Here is a 16620-nt window from a genome sequence, read left to right as displayed (position 1 = left end):
GCTACCAACGATCCATGGATCGTACCCCCTACGGGATTCGAACCCGCGCTACCGCCTTGAAAGGGCGGCGTCCTAGGCCGCTAGACGAAGGGGGCTCGTCCCGGATTTCTCCGGACCGGCTTTCAACGGCTGTCCGTTGGGAGCTGGGATAGCTTATGACAGACCGGACTCGAATCCCAAACCGGCTGGTCAGAGGCTCAAACCGAGCTCTTCCAAGCGCGCGTGGGCACGCCACCCGTCGCTGCGGAACTTCTCCAGCCATTCCGGGGTGGCCATCGCCTCCATCACGACCTCGAGCGCCTCCTCGAACCGCGCCCGCAGATCGACCTGCCCGCCGAGCAGATCCACCATGTACCGCTGACCGGCCAGCGCCGCGGCGAGCGTGCGGGTGAACCGGTCGGGATCGGCGTCCGCGCGCAGCTGCCCGTGGTCGATGGCGCGGACGGTGAGCACCCTGGTGGTGCGGCCCAGGATGCGGCCGCCACCGGCCTGCACGTCCCGATAGAAGTCCGGTTCGATGATCAGGCGGTACTCGGCCTGCACGATGATGTCGTGCTCGAGTCGCAGCGCGATCTCGTCGACCACCCCGTGCAGGATGTCCAGCGGGCTGAGATCGGTTCGCGCCAGCCAGCGCTCGGCGGAGGCGCGGTAGCGTTCCACCGCGGTCTCCAGCACCGCGCGTGCCAGGTCTTCCTTCGAATCGAAATGGAAGTACATGGCGCCCTTGGTGGCACGCGATCCTTCCAATATGCGGTTGAGCGATGCAGCGGCATAGCCGCTCTTCCCGAACTCAACGGCGGCGGACCTGATAATCGCCGCCCGTGTCCGGCGCGCCCGCTCTTGCTGCCGTGCCATGCTCGAAACGCCTCCGAAGCCTTACTCGCCGCCAATCAGCCACCCCCGAAGGAACGGACCCTCGGCGCGAATTCATGAGTTTTATCAATACGTGGAACCCGGTTTTCGACCGATTGCAGACTTTCGGTACGAAAACGCCCTAAAAACCTGAAACACACCAGCTGGTATAGTTTGCCTGCCCGGGTGCGCCGCAGGGGGTGCGCATCCGGGCATTTCTTCGTTTCGAACGTGCCTCCTCCTGCGGCATCGAGTTCCGTCGAGCCCTGGCCGGCCGGGCCGACCGCGGCACCTTCGGACACAGCAACGACAATCCGAATTCCGTGACGCCGACCGAGTCGACGATTCTTTCGGAATTCACCAAGGCGTCACCGTACCCGGAATCCCGATCCGACACGCGGCAAACCGAGGAGTCAGGTAGCCATCCGATTCGGTTTTCTGTTACGGCAAATGTTCGGCAACCTGAACCGCCCATCCGGGTGGTGCGCGAATTCGCCAGCGGTTCAAGGTTGTTCACGCGCGCCGACCGACAACCCGGACGACCGGCCGCCGCCCACGTTTCGCCCGCCAACCCGTCCTCCACGCCTTCCCCGGCCACAGCCGTTCACCCCTGCAAATCCAAAGAGATTGCCAGCCAACATGTTTGAATGATATCCAGATCCAGCTAAGATGAACAAAGCTGGGTGCCAAGTGTTTACCGCCTGCATCGCCCACCGCGCACGCCGCGTTACCCATCCCCCCGCGTCCGCCCGCCCCAGCGGGTCCGCCACGCCGCCCCACCCATCCAGCCCGCCCGCCGACACGAACTCCCCCGATTGGGGCATACGCCCCTGCCCGCACTACACTGTTGCTCCGCGCCCCTATAGCTCAGTTGGTAGAGCTACGGACTTTTAATCCGCAGGTTGGGGCGCTTCTACCAGCGGAAACGCTAGAATCGTGGGGCAAACGTGGGGCTCTCAGATCCCCACGCCCCGCCGTCGTGATGGTGCCCCCTGTAGGACTCGAACCTACGACCTAGTGATTAAAAGTCACCAGCTCTACCAACTGAGCTAAAGGGGCTCGGCTGGACAGCATAGCTGACAGCGGCTGTGGGGCACGAACCGATTGAAGGGTGGACCAGTCGATGGCGTGGGCGGAGAAGCTCCCCAGCGGCAAGTACAGGGGCGTCTACAGGGACGCAAACGGGAAGAAGCGGAGCGCCGGCACCTTCACACGGAAGGCGGAGGCCGAGCGGCAGGCCGGAAACAAGGAAGTCGCCGAGCGCCGCTCCCCCACTCCCGACGGAGCCGACAAGATGACATGGGGCGAGTGGGAGCCGACATGGATGGCCGCACGGATTGTGAGAAAGAGCACAAACCGTTCCGACGTAGCCCGGCTGCGCGATCATGTCCGCCCGCGGTGGCAGAAGGAACCGCTGCGCTCGATCACGACCGACGACGTACAGAAGTGGGTGACCGACCTCTCCAACAGCGGCATGGCGCCCTCCACGGTCGCCAAGTGCTACTACCTTCTGAGTTCATCCATGAAGGCTGCTCACCTTGCACGCCGCATAGACGTGAACCCGTGCAAAGGCATCACCCTCCCGAAGCCAGGACCGATGCCCGAGCGCTACCTCGACGATGACGAGATAGCAGCCATCGAGGCTTCCCTCGATCCGTTCGACCTCGTTGTGGTCGAGCTACTGCTCGGCACCGGCGTCCGTCTAGGTGAAGCGATGGGCCTTCACTGGGAGAGCGTTAACCTCAAGCGTCGCGAGATCGTCGTGGAGTGGGCGTACGACCCGGTAGAGCACGAGATGAATCCACCGAAGGACTACGAACGTCGAACTATCCCGATTGGTGACAAGCTAACAAAGCTGTTGAAGTCTCGCCTCGATCGTGTCGGCATGGGTAGCCCTGCTCCGGCTCCCGTGAAGTACCCGCGGAATGCACGGGTGCATTCAGGTCTCGTCCTCGCGCACACGCAAGGTCGGCCATTTGATTCGAGCAACCTACGCGACCGCTTCGAGGCGTCGGTGCGGATCGCGTACGTCGGCAAGGCGCGGACCCGTCACCAGATCGGACATGTCCGGCTGCACGACCTCCGCCATACCTACGCCAGTCGACTACTCGAACGCGGCATCCCGATCGAAGACGTGTCGCGCTTACTTGGACACGCCTCGGTCACCACCACTATGCGGTATGCCCACCGTGCGAAGTCGCGATGGGACAGCGTCCGGGCTGCGCTGGACTAGGGAGAACTCTTGTGCCGGGAGAAGAATCTGCGATTCGACTCAGGCGGATCGGACTCGTCAACAACTGCCCTTGCGATCTACAGATGGTCCGTATTCGTGGCACTTAGCAGAGAGCCCAGGCTGAAATATCGCTTGTTCTGAACGAAAGCGCTGCCTCTCCCCCTCTTTTGATGAACAATCGGCTGGGTCAGCACTTTCGAAGCGCCATCTCTTTGCGAACTCAGCACAAACACCTGATATGTGCCAGGCGACCAACCACTTTTCAACGAAGTACCGATTATGGTTGCAAGCTCCTTGTCGTCAGCATGTAAAGACTGCGCGAGAATCTTACTTTCTGCCTTACTGAATGTCACGATAGGAAGGCGTCGGACAACCTTCGCAAATACCGGTTTGACCTCATAGTCCGCATAGAACCCTAGGTACTCAATAGATTGAAAGGTGCGTTCATGCGGGCAGATGTATGCATTCACCTTCTCATAGAGGGGCCACGCTTTATCCGCCGCTACAATCACGACATTACGCTTGGGCGGCAGTGGTCGGCGCTTAGCGATGGCCGATACGCGCTCTAATCCTCGGATCCAAATTTCAGCTTCCGGGTCGACCCAGCCTGCCAATTGTGCCAATTTCTCAAACTCGATTTCCGGATCAAGCTTCAATAGGCTTCCATGGTGCGCAATCAAGTTTCTTAAAACGTTCACATTCTGCATGACACCGCCTACGGACTTCCTGTCACCGGGAGAATTCTTGAACGCCATCCTTAATGAGGAACGCCAAAGAGATTCGAACTCGGTGTCGAACATCGTAGCCCAGAATCCGAAAGTCACGCCCGCCACTATCCGATGTACGGACAATTCTTTTCTGGACTTCTTCAGACGCCCCTTTACCTCTTCAATTAAAGCCGCTTGTTGAACCCAGGGGGTACCGGGAACTTCAACATCACTCAACGGTACCGCGTTAAGACTTTCGATGATCGCATTTCGAATCAAAACCTCTACGTGATGAATTACTTCAAATAACGCCGACGATATACTTGCATTCCACTCGTATAGTGCTCTTGCTCCATCCATATCTTCATCTGCGGCTTCCAAAAAATCTGCAAACCGTTCAGAGGAGACCCACGCGGGCTTGAAGAGTGAAGGAGACGTTGCTGACACACCTGCGATGCTATAGTGAACATGCCCCAGGTTGGCCTCTATCGTCCGGACTCGTCCGCGACGACACGCCCCTGGGGCAATGTTCGTTGAGCCATACGTTGACACGTTGCTTGCTGCCGACCCGGCCTGGAGCCGATCAGCCGCTCTCTCAACTTCGAAGGCCAGTCACCTCCAGGTCAACCCATGGGAGTACCGCAACAGCAGGCCGACGCTTTCGAACACGGCCGTGCGGGGCTGCATCATGCTCGTTCGACCCGTTCGATTGGGACCCCCTGACAGGCGAACACCCACGCGCCGGAGGGTCGTGGTGGGGTTGGTGAGATCATGCGGTCCTCCCGGCCGTCGCGCATGCCCTTGCCCAGGTCCCCAGACCGGCAGGTTCCAGCATTGAGGTTGTCGCGATTCTGAGCGCGGCGAACACCCTCGGTAACGTCGCGCACTGGGTGGCTATTCGTGGACAGTAAGTGGGACATCCGTATCAACTAACACTTTTCAATGCTCCACGAGGACACCACCGTCCCAGCTATCATTCAAGCTTTGGTTCCACTCGATCGAGGGATGAGTGATACGTGTCGAAAAAAGTACGTCGCAGCCAGCGCCGCAGGGCCAATACGCTCAGTCGTGCACATACAGATAACTATGGGCCATGGAGAATCTTGACCGAGGACAAATACCAGTCTATCGACTGGGGGCCGATGACATTCATGTTCAAAATAACGAAGGTGCGGCAGAACTTCACCGCGAATACGATAGACGTGAGGTCCACTCCACTTGAGGATACCATCAGGCCGGTCAGTCTCACATTTCCGCCTCCACTCCAGCGTTTCGGAACCAATCCGGCAGCATTTATCTACCATTGGGAGAGGCTGACGTACACATTCAAGCTCCCGAATCCTGAAGAATTTGACGCCCTTCCGTTCGACGAGCTTGAAAAGCGAGTAGTAGCTCGCTTCGTTACTACCTGCCAGAATCTGGCAGGTTACACTGTGATAAATGACAGCACCGGCGGCATGAATATCACCAGCAAAGATGGCGAATGGACGCTAGTAGCAGAGCTTCCTACGCACCAGGAGTTCACCGGGATCTCTGCGACCTTTCGACAAATCCATAATGACAAAGAGAATGCCAGCTTCATCGCAGCCCGACGAGCGATTAAGAATGCAATCCTCAGGCTTGAGACTGAGGCAACCAGGCAGAAGGCTCGCACGACGATCAAGGCGTGGTCGAAAGCAAGGGAAGCCCTTTCCGGAAAAATGATCGAGACATTGATATGTGACCGCCTTATGTCTGGCGCGCCGGACAGTACTCCGCGCAGCCTCCAAGGAATAGATCCAGACTATATAATACAAACCTATAACTACGGAGAGACTCTGCATTGGGGAAATAGGCGCGAAGCTTTGGAGAAATTGGAAGACGATCCCACCAAAGAAAAGTTTCACAAGGTATGTTGCCTCCATTCCATGACTCAATTGAGCCATCTGTACTTTGGCTTCGCCGAACTCTGCGCCTCAGCTCTTGGCTATGCGAAAGTCACGTCAGTGTCTGCCCTAGGTGGCAAACAGTAGAATTCCGGCTCTAATTAAAGCCGTCAACCTACTTGGGGTGCGCCAACCAAGCGGCGCATCCATAAGTGCGAGCGCCGCACCAGGGCGTCGGTGCTCGCGCTTTACCGGATTCGACGCTTACGCATCAACTCTCGCCCGTTGGCAAGGTTCGGCCCGCAGTCGCTGAAGGCTCCGCACGGCGCCGGCCATCTGTGCTCGGGTCCATCGCCCGGCCGACGCCGCGCCGGCGGTTCAAGACGTCCACAACATCGCGTGTTCGGTACATCCGGCGTTTGCCGCGGTCCTCATGATCGGCGTGCTGATCCAGGACCGTCCGGTACTGGGTGATGGTCTTGCCGTCCACGCCGAGCAGGCGCGCTATCGCTCCTAGCGTGCGGAACTCGTCGGGATCCGTGGGCATGGCGTACTTGGCTGGTCGGTGCTCGGTCTGCCACTGATCCAGCCAGGCATCCAGCTCGTCGGCGTCGTACTCCTCGTGACGACGGCCGGAACCCACGCGTGGTCGGTACTGCTTGTGTGCAGGGAAGTCATCGCGAGTGGCCCAGTGATTGCGCACGCTGACCGGGCTCAAGTCGTGCCGCTCCGCCCATTCCGCGAGCGTGACCAACGTTCCCATGTACCCATTGTCGCCGTGCGAGCCTGCGGCGCCGCGGCAGCGTACCCAGCTGCTCATGGCAGCCGTGTCTCCTTCCTGCTCCGGCCGGGGCGGCGTTACTCTGGCCTGTGCCCTTTCCTTCGTGGGTGGGGCGCCTTCGGGCGGCCGGTATGTCCGGCCGTGACCCATGGGTCATGGTTTACCGGCCGCCCTTCAGCTCATCTCACGCGGTCCAGCGGTCGATGTCCTCTCCCGTGATCGCCTCGACCAGTGCCGAAATCAGGATCTCGGCGACCGGCGGGGTGACGGCGTTGCCGTACTGGCGTACCTGCTCGCGTTTGTTGCCCAGCACCGCGTAGCCGGTGGTGAAGGCCATCGCGCGGCCGATCTCGTGCGGCTGCAACATGCGAAACCGAACATCCTCGATCGCGGGCTGACGGATCGCCTCGACCAGCGCGAACCGGTCACGGGTCGACTGCGCGCCCATCGGCCGGTCGACCGGCCGCGCCGCGCCGTTTCCGTAGTAGGGCAGCAGCATCGACTCCCAGACCTGCTGCGGCACACCGTGCGGGACGACCAGGCCGTGATGGTTGCCGCTCGCGGTGACCGTGGCCAGCGCGTCGCTGACCGGGCGGGCGTCGCTGCCGCCGCCGCGCAGCTCGGCGACAAACGGCAGGAACGCAACGGCGGTCTCCGCGCGGGTGGTCTGGGTGCGCAGCGGCACCGTCGCCGGTTGCGCCTCCTTGCCCTCGCGGCCCTCCATCGGCACGACCAGCGCGTGGTTCGAGCCGTCGGCGACGATCGTCGCCAGCTGCTCGTGAACTCCGATCGTGCGTGGGCGGTCCGACCGCAGCAGCGCGAGGAACGGCTGCGGGATCATAAGGCCGTCGTTCTCGCGGGTGGTGCGGGCCGACAACGGCACCGTGACCGGCGCGGCCTGATCACGCCAGGTACCGCCAGCGGGAACCATCATCGGCACCGACGCCGCGTAGCGGGTCAACCCGACCCGGATCCGCTGCATCGTCTTCTCCGCCAGCGGTCGGGCCCGATCACCGATCCGCTCCCCCTCCAGCGTCCAGTCGATCGCGGCGGCTGCCGGAAGCGCGGGCGGCTCCACCACCGAGTTACGGCACGACACACGCGGGCAGCGGTAGACGTACTGCTGGCGGTAGCGGCCCATGTCCTGACCTTCGGTCTTGAACACCTGAATTGCCGAGATCCACTGCTCGCACGTCGAGCAGTACGCCATCGGGCGCAACCACTTGTTCCAGTCCGGCTCGCGCTTGAGCGCGACATCCCAGTACGCGACATACAGCCGGTCGCGGGACTGCGGCGCGACCGGAGTCCGCACCGACTGCGCGTGCATGCTGTTGACTGCGATCACGCGGACGCGGTAGCCCAACGCGCGGATCTCGTTCAGCCAGCGGTCCCACTGATCCCAAGCACGGACCTCGACGACGTTTTCGACCACTCCGGCGCGGACCTTGCCTCCGCGCTCGATCACACCGCGCAGATACATCGGCACTTCCTCCATCAACGCCCGCGACCGGTCGGCCTCCTCGTCGCGTGGGGTGTCGAACAGATCGCCCTGCATGGTGTTGTGGAAGTCGCGGGTCTTGCCGCGTGCCGAGGACCACTGCGGGCATTCCGGACTCGCCCAGAACAGATCGGCGGTCGGCCACTTCTCCACCGGGGCCTCCCGAATATCGCCGAGGTGGTGATCGGTGTCGGGGAAGTTCGCGGCATGAGTCTCGATCGCCCGTGTCCAGTGGTTCGCCGCGCGAGTGACCCGCACCCCGGGCACGGAGTGCGCGCCCTGGCTCGATCCACCTGCGCCGCAGAACCAGTCCATCAAGTCGAGCATGTTTGCATCCCTTCGGATTTCGTGGGTGGGAACGAAGCCGCGATGTGGTGTCCGGCCACAACGAACTTCTATGCAACAGTCTACCCGTTTTTAATCAATAACCTACCCGTTTCATCGGTGCCGGATTCGATGGAATGCGTTCATGCCGCACATGTCCACCTACCCTGGCAGACGGTTTGTACGGTGCGATCTGTGCGTCTACCAGGATGTTTGATCGTTTAAAGTGGCGGGTTTCCTGCCGCGAATTGGTGGTAGTCTCTCGGGCACCAACGCGCGGCCAGTAGGAAATTTCACCCCTTCCACCGACTTCCAATCGGTAGCTATTTGCGATGCCTGGAAGTTGCTGAGAGGGTCGGCAAAGCTAGTAGTTCGGCGACCGGCCCGCTGCAATGGAGCTGCGGTAGACCAACCCGACTCCCGCTTGCGCACCTGTGCCCCTCTGGGTGGCCTGCCTCCCGGCGAGGGCGGGGTGCTGGGGCAGCGCCCCGCCTCGCAGCCTTCGGCTGCGCAGCTTTCCCGGTCAATAGCGCGCGCCTCAGGATCGTGCTGGGTGTCCCTCCGGTATGGCCTGGGGCTACTCGATCACGACGGCGGCGGCCGTCAAGGGTGGCCGCCAGGCCATCGGCGCAGCCGACTTGCCCTTGACGGTCGTTGTCGTCGTGATAGCCCCAGACAAGGCCATACCGGAGGGACACCCAGCACCCTGCGCGCCGGACCGCGCGACCGCCAGGTCGCGGAACCAACTCCGAATCGCGCCGCGCGCTGCACCACCGTGCAGCTACACGCCCGCGCTCCACGACCCACGGAACTCGCGCTACGCGACCCCGACACACGCACAGCCGCGTGCAGTAGACCGCAGCCGATGCACACGCCGCCCCCACCGCCACCGTCTCCCAGAGCAACCCACACGCGAACTTTCCGATGCCCACCCAACGCAACCACTTCTCTTTCTCTCAGCCACCACCCCACCTCCCCCTTTTCTGCTCTTTTGATTTCTGATTGCTCCCCCACCCCCTCCCAGTCCGACATCTCGTTGAACACGCAGTGGGCGATGAGATGTCGGACTGGGAGGGGGTGGGGGAGTGAGCAGAAATCCCGCCCTTTACCCAGCTCACGGAGGGTTGGGGTGGTGGCTGAGAGGCGCGAGAATCGCGCACCCGCTTGTATGCGTGATTCGCTCGAAAGTTGCGCGTTTCTCGCACACCTGACGGCCGACAAGATCGACATCTCGATCCGTCGAGACTACGGCGAGAAGGCCCTTCCTCGGCCGGATAGCGTGAGCCCGGCTCGGCGGTTGTTCAAGGGCGCTCCTGCGTCGCGTCGCCTACGGCGATGGCCATTCGGCCACCCTTGAGCAACCACCGCTCCGGACTCGATTTGCCTGCGGAGGAAGGGCCAGGGGAAAGGTCAGGGGATCCACAGCTGAGTTGTAGACCGGCTGTAGACACGAAGAAGCCCGGCCGAATTCACGGCCGGGCTTCTGTCGGTTGGTCGGGTTACTCGGCGGGCGGGATGTAGGCGAGCAGCTCGTAGACGCGGCCGTAACCGCCGCCCTCGACCGGGCCGACGTACACCAGCTGATCGAGGCGGCCGCCGATCGCGAATCCGCCGGCCCGCGCTCGGCGCACGCCCGCGGCGATCGCGCGCTGCACGTCGCGATCCAGCGTGATCGAGCGCAGGCCCTCGTCGTCGGAGTCGGCGCGCTCGTCGGTCTCGAGGATCAGCGCCGAATCGATGACGGGATCCCCGGCATGGGCGACCATCGGCTTGCGGTTGACCCAGAACAGCGGCTGCCCCTTGCTGTTGTGGCGGTGGCGCCGAACCACGGCGACGATCTCGCCGGACACCGTGGTGTTCGGCTCCACGTCGCGGCCGAACGGGTTGCGGGCGCCCTGGCTCATCAGCTCGGCGTTGATCTGGTCCAGGTCGGTCAAGGTGTTCGTCATGGTGAATTCCTTCGATGGATGAGGTTGAGAAGTGGAGGAGAAGAGAGGGCAGGCAGGCCCTGCCCTCTGGCGATCGGTCAGCGAATCAGGCTCAGCACCTCCCCACCGGTGTCGTCCGCATCGGCGGCGGCGATGATCTGCGCGACGCGGGAGTGCGACAACCCGACCGCGGCGCCGATCCGGCGCGTCGACTCCCCCGCCGCAGCGCGGCGCAGGATCTCCGCATCGCGTTCGGCGAGCGGGTCGCTGTCCACCACTTCGGCGGTGGCTGTCTGCCCGCTGTCCAGCGCTGTCCGGTCGCTGTCGAGTCGTGTGGAGTCGCTGTCCGGTCCTGTCCACTCGGTGTCCAGCCGGGTCGCCTCGGCGTACACCGGCGTCAACCCGTCCTCCGGACCTGGCTCCGGGGTACGAGGAACCTCGATCAGGGCGGTCAGGCCGTGGGTGGCGGCCAGGCCGAACAGCGGCGCGGCGCCCGCGACGCACGCCGCGATCGTCGCGGGCAAGATCCGCTGCCCGGATTCCGCAGCATGCAAGCCGTTTCCGACCACGGAGATGAGTTCGGCGGCGAACAACTCACCCCAGAAGAACCAGCGCGTCCCGGCCGGGATCGTCACGTTCTGGCGGGCTCGTCGCTGCAACGAGACCAGCGCGACCGCGGACTGGACAATCGCGCCGTCGACGAAAATCGGTCCGGCCCACGCTAGACGCGGTGTAATCCCGGCCATCACGCTCAGTTCGGTCAGGGCGGCGAACGACCACGCGAACGCGCCCGCGCCGATGACGATCGTCATCGCCAGCGCGGTCAGCTCCGCGACATCGAACCGACCGCTGGACGCCCGGTGGACGGACTGGACAGTGGCTGTCGAGTTCATCGGTCGTATCCCTCTCGATCGGTGGACACCGCCCACAGGCCGTAGACGGGGGTGTGGATCAGCCGTTCCTGCTCGGCGTGCAGTGCGTGCCCGGCGAGCTGGTCCAAGGCGTTGTCCAGATCGCTGGCAAGCTCGCGGTTAAGGTCTTCCAGCTGAGCGGCCTGGTGCTCGGCGGCATCCAGCGCCGCCAGCGCGACCGCCAGCCGCTGCGCCAGATCCGCGGCGCGCTCGTTCGCCGCGATCAACCGCGCCTCCAAATCGCCGGTGGCCGAACCGGACGTCGTCGGCTGGGCCGGGCTCACCGGCGGAGTCCCAACCAGGGACACCGACTGCGGGGTCGACCGCAGCGGCGTCGGCCGGATGGCCAGCGCGTCGGCGAAGCAGTCCGCGGGCTGGGCGGGCATCGTCGCCTCGACCGACGGGGCGCTCACCGCTGGACTCCGTCACGCTCGGTGTTCGCCAGCGACGCCGCCAGCACGTTGCCGGATCGGTAGTCCGCCAACGCCGAACGGGGCGCGGTATCGCGGGTAATGTCGGTGGTTGGTTCGGCTCCCTGCTGGATGTTTGTGGTGTCGGACCGTCGGTGCATGCCGGGCGTTGCACCGCCCGGCATGTCCGTGGACAGCTCCGCAGTGCGCGCGGCGGCGAACGCGCCCGACACCGGGACCGGCCCCGCGGACGGGCGGGCCTCGGCCGGATCCGACCAGGAATCGCGGCGTTCGACGGCGGCGAGCTGCTGGCGGGCCTGCTCGATCGAGCGGGGCTCGACCACCCAGGCACCGTGTCCGGCCAGCTCGCGGGCGTGCAGTTGGCTGCGCCAGTCGATCTCGCTGATCGCGTGGAAGCCCTGAGCGCGATCCGCGGTGATCTGCTCGTGCATGCGGCGCATGGTGTCCGGCGCCGAGCGCCAGTCGCTGTGCGCGTCCTCCAGGTACCGGTAGGCCGCCCCGAGTTCGTCATCCCGGCCGCTCCAGCGATCCCGGATCTCATCGACCTGGTCGAAGATCCGGTCGCTGTCCTGCCGAAACTCGGTGCGGAACGCGGCTTCGCTCAGGTCCTTCACGCGGTCGAAGTCCGCCCGCATCAACACTTCCTCCGGGTTCTCGACGCGCCCGGCGTAGCGGTTGATGTACAGGTCATCCAGGTCGTTGCTGCTCATCGGTCCATGCCCTCTCGGTCGTGTCCGTTGTGTGCGATGGCGTCGGCCAGGCTGTTGCCGGGCCGGTAGTCCGCCAGCGCAGAACGGCCGCTCGAAACGGACGCCTTGGCCTGCTCGGCCTGGCGCTCCGGGCTGCCGAACCGCTCGTGGGTCGGGGTGCGCTCGGCGAGCTTCGCCACCGCCTCGTCGCGCTCGCCGCGCAGCTGGTCGCGCTCGGCGGTGAGCGCGGTCAACTGCTGGGTGAGCCGGGCGTTGGCCTCGGTCAACTGGTTGTTGTGCTCGATCGACAACCCGTGCCGGGCGGTGAGCTCCGCGAGCTTCTTATCCCGCGCGGTGAGCTGTCCGGCCAGCTGGTTGTTGCGCTCGGCGGCGTCGACCAGATCCCCGGACAGCTGCTCGATCTCGCGACCACGCCGCGCGAGATCCTCGGCGAGCTGGTCACGCTCGGCCGCAAGCTGCTGCCCCGACGCGGGCAGCTGCTGGGCGCCGCGCTCCTGCCTGGCCTCGGTGAGAGGTCGGTCGGTGCGTTCGCGCCATTCCCGCGTGGCGGTGGTGACGTGTTCCCGACCGCCCTCGCTGATCCACTTCGGCGCCTCGGCGTCCCGCTCGTACACCGACACCCGTATCTGCGCACCCGGCCGGGCCGGGATAGTGCGCGCCCGACGGTCTGCCCATGCCGCCGCCTCGGCGTCGGTGGCATGCCAGCTACGCTCGACCCGCACATAGCCACCGGGCTCGTCCGGGGCGATCGAGATCGCCGCCGACACCTTCGCCCGCTCCTGTGCGTTCTCCAGCTCGGATTCGGCCTGCTCCGGAGAAAGGCCGGCCGCGATCGCCCGCTCCCGCGCGGTGCTGATGTCACGGCCGTAGGCATTCAGCGCCGCCCGGTTCGCGCGGTCCTGAGCGGCCGGATCGAGCGACGCGGTCGATGGCCGGGACAACCGCGGCGCGTTCGCGTCCCAGGCCAACTGGGCCGCACGAAGCTGCTGCACCGCCTGGACGTGCGCCCACGGCGCGTCCTTGACCGAGACCTGCGGCACCGGCCGAGATCCACGCTCGGTGTCGCGGTCCTGAGCGATGCGGCCCCAGCGGGCCTGAACATCGGAGAGGTGCGCGATGTCGCCGTCGCCCATCTCGCGCAGCCGGTTCGGGTCGACGAGCCAGTTCTCACGCTCCCGCTCCGCGCGCTGCCGGGCGCTGACCGTCTCGCGAGCCACACGCGCGCGGTAGTGCAGCGCTTCCAGGCCCTTGACCTTGTGGGCGCGGGCGAACAGGTCGCCGGTCTTGTACTCCGGGAACACCGTCGCCGCGTCCAAGCCGTCCAGGGCGATGCCCTGCTCGGTACGGGTCAGGTGCTCGTTGCCGATGAACTGCACCGCGAGCCGGTCGCGGTGCTCGACCAGAGCGCGGGCGTCGCGGGCGCGGCGGTCGTGATCCACCCGCGGATCGTTGGCACGCTGCGCGACGGCCTGGGCGTGCAGCCGGTAGCGGTCAACGGCCTGGCTGGTCCAGATCCGGTGATGAGCGCGGGCCTGCTGCTGCTCACGCCGCTCGGTGCGGACCAGGCGGCTGATCTCCTTGCGGACCCGGCGCCGCTCAATCCAGTTCGCGGCCTGGGCGTGGCGCTGCATCGCCGTGCGCATCGCGGCACTGAACTGGCGTGCCTGCGCGATCATCTCGTCCTCAGGACTGCGATCGGACATGATCATTTCTCCTTCTGGATGGTGGGGATGTAGCCCGCGGCGACGTTGGCGCGGACATGGGTCAGCAGGTCCGTTCCGGCCCGCTGGATCCAGGAACCGGCGTCGGCCAGGGCGTAGGCGAGCATCCGGACGGTTTCGATGGCGCCGGGGCGTCCGGCGCAGTGCCACCACGCGAACGCCGCCAAAGCCAGCACGTACAGCGACAGCGGGCCCGGCAGCGGCAACACCGCCACCGCGACAACCGCGCCGGCCGTGGTCGCCACCGCCGGACCCCAGATCCGCACGCTGTCGCGGGCCTTGGTGAGCCGGGAAACGTGCGGGGTCACAGTGCGCCCCACGCTGCCGCCGTCGGGCACGACCGGCGTCAGCAGCTGCGCGGCGAGCTTCTGCGCCTCGCTGCCTTCCATGTCGGCGGTGAGCGCTTCGAGCACCTGCTGCTCGCGGGCCTGCTCAGCGGCGCTGCGGCCACCCAGCTCTTCACCGTGGTCCTCGGGTTCGATCGGGTTCGGGAAAGCCATTGCTCGTAACTCCTTGTCGTAGCGGTGATTCAGGCCGGGCGGCGCTTGGTCAGGTCGATCACCGGCGCCAGACCGGTGGTGTCGTCGGTGTCGGGCTTCGGGTCGGTGAAATCGGCGATGCCGGGCAGCGGACGCAGCCGCTTGAGCTCGGCGTCGTCCAGCGGGGAGACCCGGCCCCAGCGGGCGCGGCCACCCGCGACCTGGACCACGTCGCCTTTGGCCATGGCACGCAGCCGGTTCGGCGGGATCAGGAACTGATCGCCCGGCTTGACGTTGCCCTCGTCACCGTCGCGGTTGCCGCTGATCAACTTGCGCGACAGTTCGAACTTCGCGCGGGTGCCGTACTTCTTGGCCAGCGTTTCCGGATCCGACGAGCGCATCAGCAGCGAGCCACCCGAGGCGGCGGCGACCAGGCCGGTGCGGTTGTCGTCGTCGTGACCGAGGCCTTGCCAGGACTGCGCGATCCACCACGACCCGATGCCGGCCTTGCGCAGGCGCTCGACCCACTTCACCGCGCGGGTCTTGCCATCCGAGACCGCGGAGAACTCATCGACCGCCATCAGCGACGTGCGGCCGTGTTCCTTGTCGGCGAGCTGTTCGAGCATGGTGCCGATCGCGCCGAACTGGGCGCGGGCCCGATCTGGGGTCTTCACGCCCTCCAGCACGATGTAGAGGACGTCGAAGTCGGTGAGTTCCTTGTCGCCGTCGAACGCATCCCCCAACGCGCGGTAGAGGTTGGCGAACTCCGCGCGGGCGGAGTTCATCACCGGCTGCTTGCCGTCGATGGTCGACTTGATCTCCATGTCGATGCCCATGACGCCGGTCCAGACCTCGGCGGCGGGCTGCCCGCCCCACAGCTTCGACAGCCGCTCCACGTCGAACCGCGACAGGAACTCCAGCCAGGTGCGCGGCGGGTTGTGCCCGATCGGCGTCGGGACGCCGTCGAGGACCTCGACCCGAGCCGGGGCGTCCACGATCAGGTGGATCAGGGTCTCGCGGATCTCGTGGAAGTACTTCTCGGTGTCGGTGGTCGGCGTCGAGCCGCCGGAGACCATCGCCGAGAGGATCGAGCGCAGGTCATCCACGATGGCCTTCTGCGCCTTGACCTCCAGCGCGTCGAAGTCGTTGCGCGGCCACATGCCCAGCGACACGTCGTCGGGGAAGATCCCGATCCGCGGCGCGGGCACACCCAACGCCGTGAACCACGTGCGCATCCGGGCGGCGACCTTGCGCGACTCCGGCCCGCCGTTGCAGTCGACCACGATCACCAGCGGCCGACCGGGACGATCCAGCCGCCACCACTGCCGATGCCGCATCCACGTGGTGATGAACCACGACACCAACAGCCGCACCATCAACGTGGTCTTGCCCGACCCCGATCCCGCGACGGTGGTCTGGTGCTCGGCGGCGTTGATCCACGGCACGATCAGCCGGGTCTCGGTACGCCCGAGCAGCTGCCGCAGCATCGACGCCGCCGGGGCCTGGTCGGTCTCCAGCGCCAGGCGCCCGATCACCATCTCCGGCGACAACCCGCCCGTGGTGAAAGGCAACCGACGCCGCGACAACCGGGCGGCGGCGCGCTGCTCACGCTGCGCCTGCGCCCACAACGCCCGCTCCGTGCGCGCCGGGGACTTCAACCCGACGGTGGCGAGCTGGACGCGGCGGTTGGTGTAGGTGATGGTCGCGGTCAGCCACGCCAACGGCACCAGCACCACGGCCATGCCCAGCAGCCCGGCGGTGTACTGGCCCTGGAGGAATTGGTGGCTGGCCTCGGTGGCCATCCGGCCGGGCTCGAACACGTCCCACGCCCACAGCGCGGTCGCGCCCGGCATCGCCAACACGCTGCCGATCAGCCAGTTCCGCAACCGGGTGGGCTTCCACGCCAGCGCGGTCGCCGGGATCAGGATCATGATCGTCATGACCAGGATCGCGATCACACACGCCGCGATCAGCAACGCGCCATCGCCCAAACCCTCCAGCGACCACGTGCTGAAATCAGGCAGCCACCCCAGCGGGTCATGGTCCAGCCCGATCGGCGGCATCTTCCGCTCGATCTGAATCGGTGCGCCCGGCGCGGGCGTCGGAGTCGGGGTAACGACCGGGGTCTGCGCATACGGCGCGCAATCGGCCTGAGTGATGATCGGAGTGCAATCGGTCAT

Annotated in this window: 14 protein-coding genes and 2 tRNA genes; 3 read left to right on the top strand and 13 right to left on the bottom strand. The window is 65.2% G+C overall.

The annotated features are described in order from the left end of the window. Nucleotides 1-22: 22 nt before the first annotated feature. Nucleotides 23-95: transfer RNA gene (locus ACL03I_RS05315), tRNA-Glu, on the bottom strand. 94 nt (nucleotides 96-189) lie between these two features. Further along, complete coding sequence (locus ACL03I_RS05310; RefSeq protein WP_355077042.1) at nucleotides 190-855, bottom strand: TetR family transcriptional regulator; 666 nt, start codon at nucleotides 853-855, stop codon at nucleotides 190-192. 197 nt (nucleotides 856-1052) lie between these two features. On the opposite strand from ACL03I_RS05310, the gene ACL03I_RS05305 reads away from it, so the two are divergent. Further along, nucleotides 1053-1499 (top strand): hypothetical protein, encoded by a 447-nt coding sequence (locus tag ACL03I_RS05305; protein WP_412805246.1) that lies wholly within the window; start codon nucleotides 1053-1055, stop codon nucleotides 1497-1499. A 336-nt stretch (nucleotides 1500-1835) separates the two neighbouring features. Here ACL03I_RS05305 and ACL03I_RS05300 read toward each other — a convergent pair. Next, nucleotides 1836-1911: transfer RNA gene (locus ACL03I_RS05300), tRNA-Lys, on the bottom strand. Between the two features lie 52 nt (nucleotides 1912-1963). Between ACL03I_RS05300 and ACL03I_RS05295 the strand changes: the two genes are divergently transcribed. Continuing rightward, nucleotides 1964-3085, top strand: coding sequence for a tyrosine-type recombinase/integrase (locus ACL03I_RS05295; protein ID WP_412805245.1), 1122 nt, complete (start codon nucleotides 1964-1966; stop codon nucleotides 3083-3085). A gap of 77 nt (nucleotides 3086-3162) precedes the next feature. Here ACL03I_RS05295 and ACL03I_RS05290 read toward each other — a convergent pair whose 3' ends face one another. Continuing rightward, nucleotides 3163-4239: an Abi family protein gene (locus tag ACL03I_RS05290; protein WP_355077036.1), complete on the bottom strand. Its 1077-nt coding sequence runs from the start codon at nucleotides 4237-4239 to the stop codon at nucleotides 3163-3165. A gap of 656 nt (nucleotides 4240-4895) precedes the next feature. Here ACL03I_RS05290 and ACL03I_RS05285 point away from each other — a divergent pair. Beyond that, nucleotides 4896-5804 (top strand): hypothetical protein, encoded by a 909-nt coding sequence (locus ACL03I_RS05285; RefSeq protein WP_412805244.1) that lies wholly within the window; start codon nucleotides 4896-4898, stop codon nucleotides 5802-5804. 124 nt (nucleotides 5805-5928) lie between these two features. Here ACL03I_RS05285 and ACL03I_RS05280 read toward each other — a convergent pair whose 3' ends face one another. The 9 genes from ACL03I_RS05280 to ACL03I_RS05240 all read right to left on the bottom strand — a co-directional run bounded on the left by ACL03I_RS05280 (nucleotide 5929) and on the right by ACL03I_RS05240 (nucleotide 16620). Then, nucleotides 5929-6477: a hypothetical protein gene (locus tag ACL03I_RS05280; protein ID WP_412805243.1), complete on the bottom strand. Its 549-nt coding sequence runs from the start codon at nucleotides 6475-6477 to the stop codon at nucleotides 5929-5931. Nucleotides 6478-6622: 145 nt separating this feature from the next. After that, the gene (locus ACL03I_RS05275) at nucleotides 6623-8263 is read right to left on the bottom strand and encodes a DNA cytosine methyltransferase (RefSeq protein ID WP_412805242.1); all 1641 of its coding nucleotides are present in this window, start codon (nucleotides 8261-8263) and stop codon (nucleotides 6623-6625) included. 1496 nt (nucleotides 8264-9759) lie between these two features. Then, on the bottom strand, nucleotides 9760-10209 hold the full coding sequence (locus tag ACL03I_RS05270) for a hypothetical protein (RefSeq protein WP_412805241.1): 450 nt from the start codon (nucleotides 10207-10209) through the stop codon (nucleotides 9760-9762). Nucleotides 10210-10286: 77 nt separating this feature from the next. Then, nucleotides 10287-11081, bottom strand: a complete 795-nt coding sequence (locus tag ACL03I_RS05265) for a DUF2637 domain-containing protein (RefSeq protein WP_412805240.1) — start codon at nucleotides 11079-11081, stop codon at nucleotides 10287-10289. After that, a complete protein-coding gene (locus ACL03I_RS05260) occupies nucleotides 11078-11512 on the bottom strand; it encodes a hypothetical protein (protein ID WP_412805239.1) in 435 nt (144 codons plus the stop codon). The genes ACL03I_RS05265 and ACL03I_RS05260 overlap by 4 nt, the downstream gene beginning before the upstream one ends. Further along, the gene (locus ACL03I_RS05255; RefSeq protein WP_412805238.1) at nucleotides 11509-12240 is read right to left on the bottom strand and encodes a hypothetical protein; all 732 of its coding nucleotides are present in this window, start codon (nucleotides 12238-12240) and stop codon (nucleotides 11509-11511) included. The genes ACL03I_RS05260 and ACL03I_RS05255 overlap by 4 nt, the downstream gene beginning before the upstream one ends. Then, a complete protein-coding gene (locus ACL03I_RS05250) occupies nucleotides 12237-13943 on the bottom strand; it encodes a hypothetical protein (RefSeq protein ID WP_412805237.1) in 1707 nt (568 codons plus the stop codon). Before ACL03I_RS05250 ends, ACL03I_RS05255 begins: the two co-directional genes overlap by 4 nt. A 2-nt stretch (nucleotides 13944-13945) precedes the next feature. Then, on the bottom strand, nucleotides 13946-14461 hold the full coding sequence (locus tag ACL03I_RS05245) for a hypothetical protein (RefSeq protein ID WP_412805236.1): 516 nt from the start codon (nucleotides 14459-14461) through the stop codon (nucleotides 13946-13948). Nucleotides 14462-14490: 29 nt separating this feature from the next. After that, the gene (locus ACL03I_RS05240; protein ID WP_412805235.1) at nucleotides 14491-16620 is read right to left on the bottom strand and encodes a type IV secretory system conjugative DNA transfer family protein; all 2130 of its coding nucleotides are present in this window, start codon (nucleotides 16618-16620) and stop codon (nucleotides 14491-14493) included.

This window comes from Nocardia sichangensis (assembly GCF_047200615.1).
Taxonomy (GTDB): Bacteria; Actinomycetota; Actinomycetes; order Mycobacteriales; family Mycobacteriaceae; genus Nocardia; species Nocardia sichangensis.
This window is presented reverse-complemented; position numbering and strand designations above follow the sequence as displayed.

Excerpts from the sequence above, each read along its gene's own strand:
- ACL03I_RS05270 (WP_412805241.1), bottom strand. The coding sequence starts at position 10,209 with ATGACGAACACCTTGACCGACCTGGACCAGATCAACGCCGAGCTGATG.
- ACL03I_RS05310 (WP_355077042.1), bottom strand. The coding sequence starts at position 855 with ATGGCACGGCAGCAAGAGCGGGCGCGCCGGACACGGGCGGCGATTATC.
- ACL03I_RS05240 (WP_412805235.1), bottom strand. The coding sequence starts at position 16,620 with ATGACCGATTGCACTCCGATCATCACTCAGGCCGATTGCGCGCCGTAT.
- ACL03I_RS05250 (WP_412805237.1), bottom strand. The coding sequence starts at position 13,943 with ATGTCCGATCGCAGTCCTGAGGACGAGATGATCGCGCAGGCACGCCAG.
- ACL03I_RS05255 (WP_412805238.1), bottom strand. The coding sequence starts at position 12,240 with ATGAGCAGCAACGACCTGGATGACCTGTACATCAACCGCTACGCCGGG.
- ACL03I_RS05245 (WP_412805236.1), bottom strand. The coding sequence starts at position 14,461 with ATGGCTTTCCCGAACCCGATCGAACCCGAGGACCACGGTGAAGAGCTG.
- ACL03I_RS05265 (WP_412805240.1), bottom strand. The coding sequence starts at position 11,081 with ATGAACTCGACAGCCACTGTCCAGTCCGTCCACCGGGCGTCCAGCGGT.
- ACL03I_RS05275 (WP_412805242.1), bottom strand. The coding sequence starts at position 8,263 with ATGCTCGACTTGATGGACTGGTTCTGCGGCGCAGGTGGATCGAGCCAG.
- ACL03I_RS05280 (WP_412805243.1), bottom strand. The coding sequence starts at position 6,477 with ATGAGCAGCTGGGTACGCTGCCGCGGCGCCGCAGGCTCGCACGGCGAC.